The sequence below is a fragment of the Arcobacter roscoffensis genome (assembly GCF_024267655.1).
In the GTDB taxonomy this organism is placed as follows: Bacteria; Campylobacterota; Campylobacteria; order Campylobacterales; family Arcobacteraceae; genus Arcobacter_B; species Arcobacter_B roscoffensis.
Genome location: NZ_CP100595.1, coordinates 665,423 through 679,719, shown reverse-complemented (window position 1 = coordinate 679,719; position 14,297 = coordinate 665,423). Strand labels below are relative to the sequence as shown.

The following is a 14,297-nucleotide window of genomic DNA, read 5'->3' as shown; positions in this document are numbered from 1 at the left end:
ACTTATATTATTACTATTAACTTTACTTATATCATATTTTACACTATTTAATTCTAGTAATTATTATTTTATTTTTTATTAGCTAAAATAAATAAAGAGAAAGTAGGAAGCATAAATGAGTATATTAGAACAAAAAGCATTTTTAAGTTCAATTCATCCTTTTGAGCACTTAACAAAAGCTCAATTAGATGATTTTTCAGAACATATAGATATTGTATATTTCAAAAAAAATGAAATTATACAAAAACAAGGGTCTGAGCCAAAGTTTTTATATTTTGTATTAAAAGGTATAGTTCAAGAAAAACAAGAAGATGAAGTATTATCAATTTTTTCAAAAAATGAACTATTTGATGCTATTTCATTAATAGAAAACTATTCAAAACATACATTTGTTACAGCACAAGAAACTATTTGTTACTCTTTACCAAGAGAAATATTTATCAAAACTTTGCATGAGAATCAAAACTTAGAGAGTTACTTTTTTCAATCAATCTCACAAAAACTAAATAACCATGTTGATCAAGAAAAAAATAAAGAGATTGCAAATATCATGATTGCAAAAGTAAAAGATGCAAATGTTCATAGAGCAGTAATAACAGATACTAGTAAAACTATTTTTGAAGCAGCGACAATTATCAAAGAAGAAAAAGTACCAACACTTCTTCTAAAAGATGAAAATGAAGAATTATATATAGTAACTGACTCAGACTTTAGACAAAAAGTGATTCTAAATAGAATGGACTTTGATGATAAAATCATCAAAATAGCATCAAAAGGTCTTGTTTATGTTTATGAAGATGACTTTTTATTTAATGCACAACTTATTATGGCAAAACATGGACTAAAAAGAGTTGTTGTAAAAAATAGCAAAGAAGAAATTGTTGGAATAATAGACCAAATCTCTTTATCATCTTTTTTTGCTACAAATACATTTTCTGTTTCCAATACAATAATAAAAGCAGAAACTATTGAAGATCTAAAAGAGGCTTCTCTTTCATTTATGAAAATTGTTAAGTCACTAAACGCTAAGGGTGTTAAAATTGAATTTATTTCAAAACTAATAAATCAATTAAATAGAAAACTACTTACAAAACTATTTAGTTTCTTAGCTCCAGAAGAATTAAAAGGAAAATCTTGTTTAGTTGTTATGGGAAGTGAAGGAAGAGCTGAGCAGATATTAAAAACTGATCAAGATAATGCTTTAATTTTAAGTGATGATTGCCAAATAAGTGATGAAGAGTTAAAGAAGTTTACTCATAAATTTACAGAAACCTTAGTTGACTTTGGTTTTCCAAGGTGTGAAGGTAATATTATGGTTTCAAACCCATATTGGACTAGAACAAAAAAAGATTTCAAAGATTTAATATACTCTTGGGTAAATGAACCAAATCCAGAGAATATGATGAATACAGCAATTTTCTATGATTCACTTTGTGCAGCAGGAGAAAAACAAATAATTCTTGATTTAAAAGAGTATTTATTCAAAGTAGTAGGAAATACACAGACTTTTAACTCTCAATTTGCAAAAGTAATCATGAACTTTGATGTGCCTTTAGGTTTCTTTGATGGTTTTGTATTTGATAGTGCAGATAAAGAGCATAAAAATGAGCTTGATATAAAAAAAGGTGGAATATTTATTTTAGTTCAAAGTGTTAGAGCATTAAGTTTAGAAAAAAAACTATTTAATACAAATACAATAAAAAGAGTTAAATCTTTAAAAGAATTAGGTGTATTTGATGATGAATTTGCTCAAGAAGTCATAATGGCATTTAACTTTTTATCAAATTTAAAACTAAAATCAAATTTAGAAAAAATTGATAAAAAAGAAAATATTGATAACTATATTAATCCTGATGATTTAAATACAATGCAAAAAGATCTATTAAAAGACTCTTTTAAAATTGTAAATAAATTAAAGAAGAAATTAGAATATCACTTTCGGCTGAATTATGTTTAGAAGTATAAAAAACTATTTTAATAAAAAGAATTTAAAAAATGAGAAGTATCAATACTTATTTGATAAAGCACATGAAGATGAATATGTTTGCTTTGACTGTGAAACAACAGGATTAGATCCTAAAAAAGATGAAATTATTTCAATAGGTGCAGTGATTATAAAAAACAACACTATAATTTCAAGTAAAAAATTTGTAAGATTTGTAAAAGCAAAAACAAAACTACAAGAAGAAGCAATAAAAGTACATCATATAAGAGAGATCGATTTAGAAAATGCTTTAGACATAGAAGATGTAATTTATGAATTTTTAGACTTCATTGGAAATAGAACACTAGTTGGATATTTTTTAGAGTTTGATATTGCAATGATTGATAAATATGTAAAACCAAGACTTGGTATTTCTTTACCAAATAGAAGAATAGAAGTTTCAGGAATTTATCATGATTATAAAATTGAGACTATTCCACAAGGAAATATTGATTTGAGATTTGACACTATTATGAATGAACTTGATATTCCTTTTATGGGAAAACATGATGCTTATAATGATGCATTAATGACTTCATTAATTTTCTTGAAACTTAAAAATATCCCAAAGTTAAAAATAAGATAACTACTTAAAAAGTGTAAGCATTTAACAAAAGTATACAATTACTTTTGTTGCTTATGAATAAAGCTTAATTTTTATTCATCATGTACAATTATAGTACAGCAAACATGTAAAATATAACACTCCAAGCCCATTTAGAGCAGATTTTATTACAATTTTGCACATTTTCATTTTTTTATAAATATTATGTATATTTTATGTACTTTTTGAAAAATATAATATACAATATAAACGATCAAGATTATAAACCAATGCTATTTTTTTGCTACGGTTATAAATTATAATCTTTCATAAGTTTTAAAGTAGAAAGGATAACTTAAATGGGTTTAATTAAAAGCATTAAAGAAAAAGCAAAGTTACAGTTAAGAACTATTGTTCTTCCAGAGACAGAAGATGAAAGAGTATTAAAAGCTACTCAAAAGGTTCTTGAAGAGAAAACTGCAAATGTTGTATTAATTGGTAATGAAGAAACAATCAAATCTGATGCTTCATCATGTGATGCGAACATTGAAGGAGCAACAATTGTTGACCCTAAAAAGTTTGAAAACATTGATAGATATATTGATGAGTTAGTTGAGCTTAGAAAGAAAAAAGGTTTAACAAGAGAAGAAGCTACTGAAATCATGTTAAACGAGCCAAGATTTTTTGGTTGTATGATGGTTAGACTTGGAGATGCTGACGGTTTAGTTGCCGGTTCAAATTCACCAACTGCTGATGTTTTAAAAGCTGCAATTCAAGTTATTAAAACTGCACCTGGTATTAACACTGTATCATCTGCATTTATTATGGAAACAGCTGATGGTAAGTTTGGTGATAATGGTTTAATATTATTTGCAGACTGTGCTGTAATTCCTGAACCAAATGCAGAACAATTAGCTGATATTGCTTGTGCCACTGCTGCTACTGCTAGCTCTGTTGTAGGATTAGATCCAAGAGTTGCTATGTTATCTTTCTCAACAAAAGGAAGTGCAAACCACCCATTAGTTGATAAAGTTCAATATGCTGTTGATATTTTACAAGAAAGAAATGTTGATTTCTCATTTGATGGTGAGATGCAAGCTGATGCTGCTATCGTTGAAGCTGTTGGAGCTAAAAAAGCACCTGATTCAGAAGTAGCTGGTAAAGCAAATGTTCTTGTATTCCCAGATTTACAATCAGGTAATATTGGATATAAATTAGTTCAAAGATTCGCTGGAGCTGCAGCACACGGCCCAGTTGTTCAAGGTTTAGCAAAACCAGTAAATGACCTTTCAAGAGGTTGTTCTGTTGATGATATCGCAAACTTAGTGGCTATTACAGCAACACAAATCAAATAATAAAACTATAAATTAACTAAAATAAAAGGAAGCAAAATATGTTAGTATTTATCTTAAACGCAGGAAGTTCATCTCTTAAGTACCAATTAATGAATCCAGTAAATAAAAAAGTATTCGCACAAGGTTTATGTGAAAGAATTGGTATTGACGGTGTTTTAAAGCATGAATTTGGTGAAAAAGAATTAGAAATGAAAATTGATATGCCAACTCATAAAGAAGCTATTGAGTCTGTATTAAGTACTTTAACAAATGGTGAAGGTAAAGTTATTGATTCAATTAATGATATTGAAGCAATCGGACATAGAGCAGTTCACGGTGGAGAAGAGTTTTCTGGTTCAGTTTTAGTTACAGAAAAAGTAATTGAAACTATGAGAAGATTAATTCCATTAGCTCCATTACATAACCCTGCAAATATCATGGGTATGGAAATTTGTCAAGAATTAATGCCAGGTAAACCAAATGTTGCTGTATTTGATACTGCATTCCACCAAACTATGCCTGATTATGCTTATATGTATGCATTACCTTATGAGCAATATACTAAACATGCTATTAGAAAATATGGTTTCCACGGAACTTCTCACTTCTTCGTATCAAACGAAGCAAGACAAATGTTAGATAAAAAACATAACACTAGAATTATTGTATGTCACTTAGGAAATGGTTCATCTGTTTCTGCTGTATTAGATGGTAAATCAATTGATACTTCAATGGGTCTTACTCCTGTTCAAGGTTTAATGATGGGAACTAGAGCTGGTGATGTTGGTGCTGGTGCATTACAGTACATGATGAGTCAAGAAGGATTAACAATTGATGAAGCATTAAATGTTATGAATAAAAAATCTGGTATTGTTGGTATTTCTGGTAAATCTTCTGACTTAAGAGAAGTATTAGATGGTGCTGCTGCTGGTGATGATAGATGTAGATTAGCAATTGATATGATTGCTTACAAAATTAAACATTATGTAGGTGCATATGCTGCTGCATTAGACGGTGTTGATGCTATTTGTTTCACAGGTGGTATTGGTGAAAATGCTGCTCTTATTAGAGAAAAAGTTTGTGCTGGTTTAGACTTCATGGGTGTAGTTATTGATCCAGTTAAAAACAACAAAAGATCTAAAGAAGCAAGAGATATCGCAACTCCAGCTTCATCAGGAAGAATCTTTGTAATTCCTACAAATGAAGAGTATGTAATTGCAAATGATACTTATAAAGTAGTTACAACTACTGGTAACTAATATATAAAATATAAGTACAATAAAAAAGGGTGAAGCTTTTGCTTCACCCTTTTTTTATATCTACTTTTGAATACTCAACTCCAAAAGTTCCCTTTCCTTATCTTTATCCTCAATTGATACTATATTCTCAATATACTTTAATATATAATCTTTAGGTAAGTTAAACTCATTTGCACCTTTTAATACATGGTTTTTATACCAATGAAAAGGTTTTAAACTTTTATCTATATCTGTACCATAATAAGTAAATGATTCATATATTTTATCTTCTACTTTTATTTCAACTGTTTTGATTTCATAGCCTAAACCTAAACCCTCAGCATTGTCTAAATTAGGTTTTTCATTTGAATCAAATTCATAAAGTACTCCATAAACTATATCTTCACTTTTATTAGTAAATTCAATATCACATTTTGCACTATCATCTCTAAAACTATGTTTATGAAATTTTAGTAAGTGTTTATCTAAAGTTCCCACTGCAAACATTTTTGCGCTAGGAACTCTTGCGCATAATCTTTTACTTGACATATTAGAACCATATGAAAAATAAAGCATTAATAAGCCTTTAAAGAACTCGCAAAACTCATTGTAATTTTTGAAACAGTTTCATTTATGATTTTGTCCATAAATTTATCAAACTTATCTTGTTTTTTCCATATAGGATATTCAATCTTAGCTAAAGTTTCAAGCTTTGTTTTTGCATATGAAATAGTAGCAACCTCATCAACTAAACCTACTTCTTTTGCTTGTCTAGATGTAAAAACTTTGGCATCTGCAAACTTAGTGTGATCTTCTACTTTTAAACCTCTTGCATTTGCAACATCAGTAATAAACATATTATATGTATCATCAATTATAGATTGCAATTGTTCTTTTTCATAATCGAACCATTTTCTAGTTGGTGTTCCTGATTCTTTATATTTACCAGCTTTTACAGTTTGAGTTGAAATGCCAATTTTAGCCATTAGCTCTTCTGTGTTTACACCTTGCATAATAACACCAATAGACCCAACCATACTTCCTGGATTTGCAATAATTTCATTTGCCCAAATAGAAGCATAATATGAACCACTAGCTATTACCCCACTTGCATAAACAACAACAGGTTTTACTTCTTTTAGCTCTTTTATTGCATAAGCTAATTCTACAGAAGGTGCAACTGCTCCACCTGGAGAGTTTACTTCAAGTAAAACACCTTTTATATTATCAGACTCTTTTGCTTTTTGCAGTTGCTCTAAAGTTCTATTTACATCTAAAATTGGTCCAAAAAGAACTATTTTTTGTAAATTAGCAACTTCATAAGAGCCTTTACTTTCATTATTACTTCCGGTACCATATACTACAAAATATATAATTGTTAAAAAAACTACTGTTTTAAAATATTTTGTAATAAAATCCAAAACAGCAATAATTGGATAAAAAAGTTTCTTTATAAAATTAAACATCCTCTCCTCCTATAATAGTTTTATTTACAAACTTAGTATGTAAAATTATATGCATTGCTAAATCATTTTTATCTTCTATTTCATCAGGTAAAGTAAAAGAAATCACATCAGCATCAGCATCTTTTTTTAATACACCCTTATTTAAACCAAGAGCTTTACTTCCACCAATAGTTGCAGCTTTTAAAAGCTTTTTTGATAATTCAACTATATTTTCATCAACATGAATCATTAAAGCGTTTCTTAATTCATCAAACATTGATAAAGAGTTATTTGAACTTAATCCATCAGTACCAATACTAAGATTAATATTATTCAAATTGCTTATATCTAGTTTAGTATTGTTTAAAACTCTATTTGAAGTAACACAATGGTTTATAGTTGCATCTAATTCTTCTATCTTTTTTAAGTCATCACTACTTGCTTCAACACAATGGGTGAAAGAGAGTTTTTCCACACCTTTAAATTGATTTAAAAACTCCATAGGTTTTGTAACAGCTTTATCTTGACCTAAAAGATTTTTGAAAAAGTCAATAAATAAGCCCTCATCTTTATGAAGCCATTGAAATTCTTCTGGTGATTCTAAAAAGTGAGAACTTACAGCTAAACTTTCTTCTTTTGCTATGTTTAATGTTTCTCTTAATAAAAAAGGATGAACAGAATAAGGTGAATGGATTGCAACAGCAGGAATTAAATTCTTACTTGCATGTTTTTTCACATTTTTAAGTCTTGATTTAAAGTCAGCAAATAAAGTATCCACCATATCAGCTTTACTTCCAATTACCTCACAAAAAAAGACTTTATTTAATGGTGATTTTAAACAAGGTTCTAAATCAAAAGAGTAAGAAGAAATAGCACCAATAGTTGTAGTACCAGATTTTTTCATTTTTTTTAATTTATCTTCAATTAATTTACTATTTGCTTTTTCAATTAAAGTATCTCTATTTTTAATAACAGAATTCAACCAATTCATAAAGTTACCATATTTTAATGTTGTAGAGTTTGCACTAAACTCTAAATGAACATGAGAGTTTATAAGCCCTGGCATTAAAACAGAATTTTCTTTTTGTTCTTGGATTTGAATATTTGGATATTTTTTTTGGATATTTTCTTTTGTGTCGACATCAATAATTTTATCGGAAAAAACAATAGCACCATCTTCAATGATGCTATTATTTTCATCGCAGGTAACAACCCACTTTGAACTTAAGATTTTCATAAAGTTTTTAATTTATTCAGCGTTTTGAGAAGACTCTTCTACTGCTTTAATTTCTGAGATGATTTGCATTAAAGCTATAAGTCCCATGTGGTATCCAAATGGTCCAAAACCTGTAATAACACCAGTTGCTGCACCTGCTGTAACTGATTTTTGTCTAAACTCTTCTCTTTTATAAATATTTGAAATATGAACTTCAACTGTTGGTAATTCTACAGCTGATAATGCATCTTTAATTGCAATTGAAGTATGAGAGAATGCTGCTGGGTTAATCATAATACCATCAACCTCACCTAAACACTCTTGAACTTTATCAACAATTTCACCCTCAAGGTTTGATTGGAAGAATTCTAGTTCTACTCCATTTTGAGCTGCTGCATTTTTTAACTGCTCATGAATTTGTTCTAAACTCATTGGACCGTAAATATGTTGTTCTCTAATTCCTAACATATTTAAGTTTGGCCCTTGAATTACTGCTATTTTCATATTATATTCCTTTTATAAAATTTAGGTAAGATTATATTTAAATTTATGTTAAATCATACCAAAGAAAGAGAGATTATGAAAAATTTTATTTTATTAAATGAAAACGCTATTTATTTTGAAGCTAATTTTTCATGCGACAATGTAATTTTTATAAATTTAGGTGCAGATAAATACTTTATTACTGATGCAAGATATACTATTGAAGCCCAAGAGTACACAAAGAACTGTGAAGTTATAGAATCAAGTGATTTAATCAAAACTGCAAAAGAAATTCTTAAAAAAAATAAGATTAAAAAAATAGTTTTTGATCCAAATGATTTTAAATATTCAACTTATACTAACCTAACAAGTGATTTAAAAACACAATTTATTCCAAAGCGAAATTTTTCTAAAGAAAAAAGAATTATCAAAACAGATGAAGAAATAAAATACTTAAAAAAAGCAGCAAAACTAGGAAGAAAAGGTTTTGATAATTTTGCTAAATATATTAGAAAAAATGGTTTCAATCAAACAGAAGAATTCTTACATTTTAAAGCTATTGAAAAAATGAGTCAAGCAGGAAAACTGCAACTTAGTTTTGACCCAATTGTTGCAATAAATAAAAACGCAGCAAAACCTCACGCCCTTCCTACAAATAAAAAACTAAAACTAAACAATTTACTTTTAGTAGATGCAGGTGTAAAATATAAAAGGTACTGTTCAGATAGAACATGTACTTCAAATGCTAACTTTGAAAACTTCTCTTTTAAAAGAGAGCAAAAATTTAAAAATAAAAAGCATCAAAAAATTTATGATTTAGTATATAAAGCACAACTAAATGCAATACAAAATGCAAGAAGCGGTATGAAAGCAAGTCAAATTGACAAACTTACTAGAGATGTAATTGAAAAAGCAGGTTTCGGTAAATACTTTATTCATAGTACTGGTCATGGAGTTGGTCTTGATATACATGAGTTTCCAAATATTAATACAAGAAGTGATGTAATCATTGAAGATAATATGGTATTTACGATAGAACCAGGTATTTATTTACCTGATGAATTTGGTGTAAGAATTGAAGATACTGTTGTAATGAAAAATGGTAAAGCAATAATTCTTTAAAATTTCACTTTAAAAAAAGAGATAAATTTGAAAAAAAAATTAAACGATAAATTAACACTTTATAAAACTGCTAATTTTCCATTTTGTTCAAAAAAACAATCAAATAAAAGATACCAAGTAACTATTGGTATAGGGGGTAATTTAGGGGATGTAAAAAAAACTTTTGATAAGTTATTCTTATGCCTTATGAAGGATACTAGATTTGATATTCTTATGTCAAGTCCCCTACTTAAAAATCCTCCTTTTGGATACTTAGAGCAAAATTATTTTTTAAATGGTATAATCGCGATTAAAACTAATCTAGCCCCAAATGATTTTTTAAGAAATATGCAAAGGCTAGAAAATAGATTTGGAAGAAAGCGATCCTTTCAAGATGCGCCTAGAACTCTAGATATAGATATAATATTTTTTGATAAGAAAAAAATAAATACGAAGAACCTTATAGTTCCTCATAAAGACTGGGCAAATAGAGAATCGGTGATTATTCCTTTAGAAGAGATGAAAAGGATAAATAAATGAAAAAAAAAGTAGTTGTTGGAATGTCTGGTGGAGTTGATTCATCTGTTACTGCACTTTTATTAAAACAACAAGGCTATGATGTAGTAGGCTTATTTATGCGAAATTGGGAATATGGTATCAAAGGTAGCCAATGTCCTAATAGAATAGAGTTTGAAGATGCGAAAAAAGTTGGTGAACTTATTGGCATTGAAGTAAAAGGTAAAGACTTTGTTGAAGAGTACAGAACAAAAGTATTTGATGTATTTTTAGAAGGTTTAAAAAAAGGTCTTACTCCAAATCCTGATATTTTATGTAATAAAGAAATCAAATTTAATGTGTTTTTAAATGAAGCTAAAAAAATGGGTGCTGATATGATTGCAACTGGACATTATGCAAAAATTGCTAAACATAATGAGCATTATGTTCTTGATACTCCAAAAGATAGCTCAAAAGATCAAAGTTACTTTTTACACGCCTTATCAAGTGAACAATTAAGCCATGCGATGTTCCCACTTGGAGATTTAACTAAAACAGAAGTTAGAGAAATTGCAAGAGAGCATAACCTACCTGTAAGTGATAAAAAAGACAGTACTGGTATTTGTTTTATTGGAAATCAAAGATTTGATGACTTTATTACACAACACCTAAAAGCAATTCCAGGTGATATGATTGATGAGAATGGAAAAGTTTTAGGAAAACACAAGGGTCTTATTTGTTACACACTAGGTCAAAGAAAAGGTATTGGACTTGGTGGTATTAAAGGAAATGAAGGTGAAAACAATACTCACAAATCATGGTATGCTGCTAAAAAAGATGTTGAAAACAACACTTTAACAGTTGTACAAGATACAAACCATCCTTTATTAATGAGTGAACACACAGAAGCTAGTCATATGCATTGGGTTTTAGAAGAAGCACCAAAAGTTGGTGATAAACTAATGGCACAAGTAAGGTATAGACAACATAAACAAACTTGTACAGTAGTAGAATCTAGTGAGGATAAAGTATTAGTTAAATTTGATGAGCCTCAAAGAGCTGTAACGCTAGGACAAAGTCTTGTATTATATGACGGCGACTATTGTCTTGGTGGTGGCTTTATTAGTAACTATTACTAAAATGAAAAAAGTTATGGTAGGCATGAGTGGTGGTATTGATTCGTCAGTTACTGCTTACATGCTACAAGAAGAAGGTTATGAAGTTGAGGGTTGTTACTTAAAACTTCATAACAGAAATGATGGATACCATGAAAAGAACTTATCTTTCATCAAAGATGTAGCTGAATTTCTAAATATTAAATATCACGTTTTAGATTTAGCAGATGATTTTACTAAAGAAGTTTATGATTACTTTGTGGATTCATACTTAGAAGGAACAACTCCAAACCCATGTGTAAAATGTAATAGACAAATTAAATTTGGCGCAATGTTAGATTTTGCTAAAAGCCATGGTGCAGACTTCTTAGCTACTGGACATTATGCAAAAACTGATGGTAAGTTTTTCTATGAAGCTGATGATAAAACAAAAGATCAAAGCTATTTTCTATCACAAGTAAGTCCTGAAGCACTTCCTTTTATGATGTTTCCTTTAAGTACTTACAAAAAAGAAGATATTGTTAAATTTGGTGCTAAACTTGATGTTGCTTTTAAGAAAATTACAGAAAAAAGCGAATCGCAAGAGATTTGTTTCGTTGAAACTGTTTATACAGATGTAATTAAAAAACATGCAAATATAGATCAAGTAGGAAATGTTTTAGATGAAAAAGGAAATATTGTAGGGGAGCATAAAGGTTATGCTCATTATACAATTGGTAAGAGAAGAGGCTTTACAGTTTATGGAGCACAAGAACCTCACTTTGTTACAAAACTAGATCCAAAAGATAATACAATTACTGTAGGTAAAAGAACTGCTTTAGAAGTAAATGAAGTTATAGTAAACAACTTAAATATGTTTATAAAAGACAAAACTCTTGATTGTAGTGTTAAGCTAAGATATAGAAAAAACTCCATCTCATGTAATATAAAAATTGAAAATAACATTGCAATTATTACACTAAATGAACCTGCATTAGGTGTAGCAGCAGGACAACTTGCTGTATTTTATGATGGGCAAAAAGTTCTTGGTAGTGGTTGGATACAAGCTACAAAATAACTTAATATAGAATAAGATTAAACTCTATACTAATCTTGTTTTTACCTCATTAAAACATATAACATTTCATTAAGTACTCTTTAGATAAAATCACACAATACTAACAACAATCATTCAAGGAAAATTATATGTCAACATTTAAACTTTTTAGTGGTTCAGCTAATCCTGAGTTTACAGCAAAAGTTGGGGAATATTTAGGTGTTCCAGTTTCAAGTGCTACTTTAAACAGATTTAGTGATGGAGAGATCTCTGTTCAAATTACAGAAAGTGTAAGAGGTCAAGATGTGTTTATTATTCAACCTACTTGTGCTCCTGCTAATGATAATTTAATGGAACTTCTAATTATGGTTGATGCACTAAAAAGATCAAGTGCTAAGTCAATATCAGCGGTTATTCCATACTATGGTTATGCAAGACAAGATAGAAAAGCAGCTCCTAGAGTTCCTATTACTGCTAAATTAACTGCTGATTTATTAGAAAAAGCTGGAATTGATAGAGTTGTAACTATTGATTTACATGCTGCTCAAATCCAAGGTTTCTTTAATATCCCTGCTGACAATTTATTTGGTTCAATTTTATTTGTAGATTATATTAGATCTAAAAACTTTAAAAACCCAATTATTGCAAGTCCAGATATTGGTGGAGTTGCAAGAGCTAGATCTTATGCAGATAAACTAGATTATGACTTAGTTATAGTTGACAAAAAAAGAGAAAAAGCAAATGTATCAGAAGTGATGAATATCATAGGTGATGTAAAAGGTAAAGATGTTATCCTTGTAGATGATATGGTTGATACAGCTGGAACTTTAGTAAAAGCTGCTGAAGTTTTAAAGAAAAAAGGTGCAAATTCTGTTATGGCATGTTGTACACATGGTGTACTTTCAGGACCTGCTTATGATAGAATCGAAAAAGGTGTTTTAGATGAATTAGTTGTTTCTGACACGATTCCTACACAAAAAGATGCTAAAAAAGTGACTGTATTATCGGCTTCAACTATGATAGGTGAGACTATCAGAAGAATCCATAATAACGAATCAGTAAATTCAATTTTTATTGCTTAATAATAAATCAATAAATTTTTAGTTATAATATTGAAAATTATCAAATAAGGATAAACTATGAAAAAAATTATTCTATCTACAATTGCATGTGCATCTATGATGTTAAGTGCAAATGCTGCTGAGTATAAGTACGAAATAACTCCTATGTATTCTACTGCTTTTGCTGAGCATAATACAGATTTACCAAAATCATATGGTAATGCAGGATTAGCTATTGGCTTTAATCAAACAGATTCAATTTTTGACCAAGTTGAATTAGGATTTTTAAGATCTATTGAAGATGTTAACTACCAAAATGTAGCAAATAGAGATACAGGTGTAACAAGAGTATTTACTAACTTAATTAAAGAGTATGACTTAAACTCTACATATACACTATATGCTTTAGTTGGTGCTGGTGTTGAGTACTTTAATGATGAGTTCGCAGGTAATGAAAGCGGACTATTCGGTAACTACGGTGCTGGTGTTAAAATCAAATTTTACGAAGATATGGCTGTAAAAGTTGACTTAAGACATGCAATCGAAACTGATCATGGTGATAACACTTTATTATACAATGTTGGTTTATCAATTCCATTTGGAAAAGTTGCAGCTCCTAAACCTGCTCCTGTAGTAGAAAAGGTAATTGAACCTGCACCACTTGATTCTGATAATGATGGTGTAATTGATGCAAATGACAAGTGTCCAAATACAGTTGCAAATGCAGTTGTTAATGCACAAGGTTGTGAATTAGACGATGATAAAGATGGTGTTGTAAATAGATTAGATCAATGTCCAAGTACTATGGCTGATGCAAAAGTTGATACTGTAGGATGTATGACATTAGTTGATTTAAAAATCAACTTTGCTAATGACTCTGCAAAAATCAATGATCAATATACTTCAAAAATTGTAGAATTTGCTAATGTTATGAAAAACAATACAAAATTAAAAGCTACAATTGAAGCTCATACAGATTCAGTAGGAAGTAAAGCATACAACCAAAACTTATCTCAAAGAAGAGCTGCTTCAACTATTAAAGCTTTAACTGAGTTAAATGTAGAAGCTTCAAGATTAAAAGCTATTGGTTATGGTGAAGCTAAACCAGTTGCTACAAATAAAACTGCTGAAGGTAGAGCAGAAAACAGAAGAGTTACTGCTGTAATCTCTAAATAATTTTATATTATTTTAATACTAAAAAGGATTAGTTTTTACTAATCCTTTTTTTTTAACTAATTTTTATAC

The 14,297-nt window shown here is 29.2% G+C and carries 14 protein-coding genes; 10 read left to right on the top strand and 4 right to left on the bottom strand.

The window, feature by feature from the left end; genetic code table 11:
* The first annotated feature begins 115 nt into the window (after window positions 1–115).
* The 4 genes from NJU99_RS03305 (at window position 116) to NJU99_RS03290 (ending at window position 5,121) form a co-directional block, all read left to right on the top strand.
* Complete coding sequence (locus NJU99_RS03305) at window positions 116–1,957, top strand: putative nucleotidyltransferase substrate binding domain-containing protein (RefSeq protein ID WP_254577319.1); 1,842 nt, start codon at window positions 116–118, stop codon at window positions 1,955–1,957.
* Window positions 1,950–2,570, top strand: a complete 621-nt coding sequence (locus tag NJU99_RS03300) for a 3'-5' exonuclease (RefSeq protein ID WP_254577318.1) — start codon at window positions 1,950–1,952, stop codon at window positions 2,568–2,570. The genes NJU99_RS03305 and NJU99_RS03300 overlap by 8 nt, the downstream gene beginning before the upstream one ends.
* A 317-nt stretch (window positions 2,571–2,887) precedes the next feature.
* Window positions 2,888–3,883 carry a phosphate acetyltransferase gene (pta, locus tag NJU99_RS03295; RefSeq protein ID WP_254577317.1) on the top strand — a complete coding sequence of 332 codons (996 nt, stop codon included), beginning with the start codon at window positions 2,888–2,890 and terminating at the stop codon, window positions 3,881–3,883.
* Between the two features lie 38 nt (window positions 3,884–3,921).
* Complete coding sequence (locus NJU99_RS03290) at window positions 3,922–5,121, top strand: acetate/propionate family kinase (RefSeq protein ID WP_254577316.1); 1,200 nt, start codon at window positions 3,922–3,924, stop codon at window positions 5,119–5,121.
* A 60-nt stretch (window positions 5,122–5,181) separates the two neighbouring features.
* Here the strand turns inward: NJU99_RS03290 and NJU99_RS03285 are convergent, their stop codons facing one another.
* The 4 genes from NJU99_RS03285 to aroQ are packed head-to-tail and all read right to left on the bottom strand — an operon-like array spanning window position 5,182 to window position 8,265.
* Window positions 5,182–5,676, bottom strand: a complete 495-nt coding sequence (locus NJU99_RS03285; RefSeq protein WP_254577315.1) for a gamma-glutamylcyclotransferase family protein — start codon at window positions 5,674–5,676, stop codon at window positions 5,182–5,184.
* A complete protein-coding gene (gene sppA, locus NJU99_RS03280; RefSeq protein ID WP_254577314.1) occupies window positions 5,676–6,566 on the bottom strand; it encodes a signal peptide peptidase SppA in 891 nt (296 codons plus the stop codon). Before sppA ends, NJU99_RS03285 begins: the two co-directional genes overlap by 1 nt.
* On the bottom strand, window positions 6,559–7,782 hold the full coding sequence (mqnF, locus tag NJU99_RS03275; RefSeq protein WP_254577313.1) for an aminofutalosine deaminase family hydrolase: 1,224 nt from the start codon (window positions 7,780–7,782) through the stop codon (window positions 6,559–6,561). The genes sppA and mqnF overlap by 8 nt, the downstream gene beginning before the upstream one ends.
* Before the next feature lie 12 nt (window positions 7,783–7,794).
* The gene (gene aroQ / locus NJU99_RS03270) at window positions 7,795–8,265 is read right to left on the bottom strand and encodes a type II 3-dehydroquinate dehydratase (protein ID WP_254577312.1); all 471 of its coding nucleotides are present in this window, start codon (window positions 8,263–8,265) and stop codon (window positions 7,795–7,797) included.
* A 75-nt stretch (window positions 8,266–8,340) separates the two neighbouring features.
* Here aroQ and NJU99_RS03265 point away from each other — a divergent pair, with 75 nt between their 5' ends.
* From NJU99_RS03265 to NJU99_RS03240, 6 genes are all read left to right on the top strand, one after another.
* Window positions 8,341–9,366 (top strand): M24 family metallopeptidase, encoded by a 1,026-nt coding sequence (locus NJU99_RS03265; protein WP_254577311.1) that lies wholly within the window; start codon window positions 8,341–8,343, stop codon window positions 9,364–9,366.
* Between the two features lie 27 nt (window positions 9,367–9,393).
* Complete coding sequence (gene folK, locus NJU99_RS03260; protein ID WP_254577310.1) at window positions 9,394–9,885, top strand: 2-amino-4-hydroxy-6-hydroxymethyldihydropteridine diphosphokinase; 492 nt, start codon at window positions 9,394–9,396, stop codon at window positions 9,883–9,885.
* Complete coding sequence (gene mnmA / locus NJU99_RS03255) at window positions 9,882–10,979, top strand: tRNA 2-thiouridine(34) synthase MnmA (protein ID WP_254577309.1); 1,098 nt, start codon at window positions 9,882–9,884, stop codon at window positions 10,977–10,979. Before folK ends, mnmA (NJU99_RS03255) begins: the two co-directional genes overlap by 4 nt.
* Before the next feature lies 1 nt (window position 10,980).
* Window positions 10,981–12,012: a tRNA 2-thiouridine(34) synthase MnmA gene (gene mnmA, locus NJU99_RS03250; protein ID WP_254577308.1), complete on the top strand. Its 1,032-nt coding sequence runs from the start codon at window positions 10,981–10,983 to the stop codon at window positions 12,010–12,012.
* Between the two features lie 128 nt (window positions 12,013–12,140).
* Window positions 12,141–13,073 carry a ribose-phosphate pyrophosphokinase gene (locus NJU99_RS03245; protein ID WP_254577307.1) on the top strand — a complete coding sequence of 311 codons (933 nt, stop codon included), beginning with the start codon at window positions 12,141–12,143 and terminating at the stop codon, window positions 13,071–13,073.
* 57 nt (window positions 13,074–13,130) lie between these two features.
* Complete coding sequence (locus NJU99_RS03240) at window positions 13,131–14,228, top strand: OmpA family protein (RefSeq protein ID WP_254577306.1); 1,098 nt, start codon at window positions 13,131–13,133, stop codon at window positions 14,226–14,228.
* Window positions 14,229–14,297 lie beyond the last annotated feature (69 nt).

Excerpts from the sequence above, each read along its gene's own strand:
- NJU99_RS03300 (WP_254577318.1), top strand. The coding sequence starts at position 1,950 with ATGTTTAGAAGTATAAAAAACTATTTTAATAAAAAGAATTTAAAAAAT.
- NJU99_RS03245 (WP_254577307.1), top strand. The coding sequence starts at position 12,141 with ATGTCAACATTTAAACTTTTTAGTGGTTCAGCTAATCCTGAGTTTACA.
- aroQ (WP_254577312.1), bottom strand. The coding sequence starts at position 8,265 with ATGAAAATAGCAGTAATTCAAGGGCCAAACTTAAATATGTTAGGAATT.
- mnmA (WP_254577308.1), top strand. The coding sequence starts at position 10,981 with ATGAAAAAAGTTATGGTAGGCATGAGTGGTGGTATTGATTCGTCAGTT.
- mnmA (WP_254577309.1), top strand. The coding sequence starts at position 9,882 with ATGAAAAAAAAAGTAGTTGTTGGAATGTCTGGTGGAGTTGATTCATCT.
- sppA (WP_254577314.1), bottom strand. The coding sequence starts at position 6,566 with ATGTTTAATTTTATAAAGAAACTTTTTTATCCAATTATTGCTGTTTTG.
- NJU99_RS03265 (WP_254577311.1), top strand. The coding sequence starts at position 8,341 with ATGAAAAATTTTATTTTATTAAATGAAAACGCTATTTATTTTGAAGCT.
- NJU99_RS03240 (WP_254577306.1), top strand. The coding sequence starts at position 13,131 with ATGAAAAAAATTATTCTATCTACAATTGCATGTGCATCTATGATGTTA.
- NJU99_RS03290 (WP_254577316.1), top strand. The coding sequence starts at position 3,922 with ATGTTAGTATTTATCTTAAACGCAGGAAGTTCATCTCTTAAGTACCAA.
- pta (WP_254577317.1), top strand. The coding sequence starts at position 2,888 with ATGGGTTTAATTAAAAGCATTAAAGAAAAAGCAAAGTTACAGTTAAGA.
- NJU99_RS03305 (WP_254577319.1), top strand. The coding sequence starts at position 116 with ATGAGTATATTAGAACAAAAAGCATTTTTAAGTTCAATTCATCCTTTT.
- NJU99_RS03285 (WP_254577315.1), bottom strand. The coding sequence starts at position 5,676 with ATGCTTTATTTTTCATATGGTTCTAATATGTCAAGTAAAAGATTATGC.
- mqnF (WP_254577313.1), bottom strand. The coding sequence starts at position 7,782 with ATGAAAATCTTAAGTTCAAAGTGGGTTGTTACCTGCGATGAAAATAAT.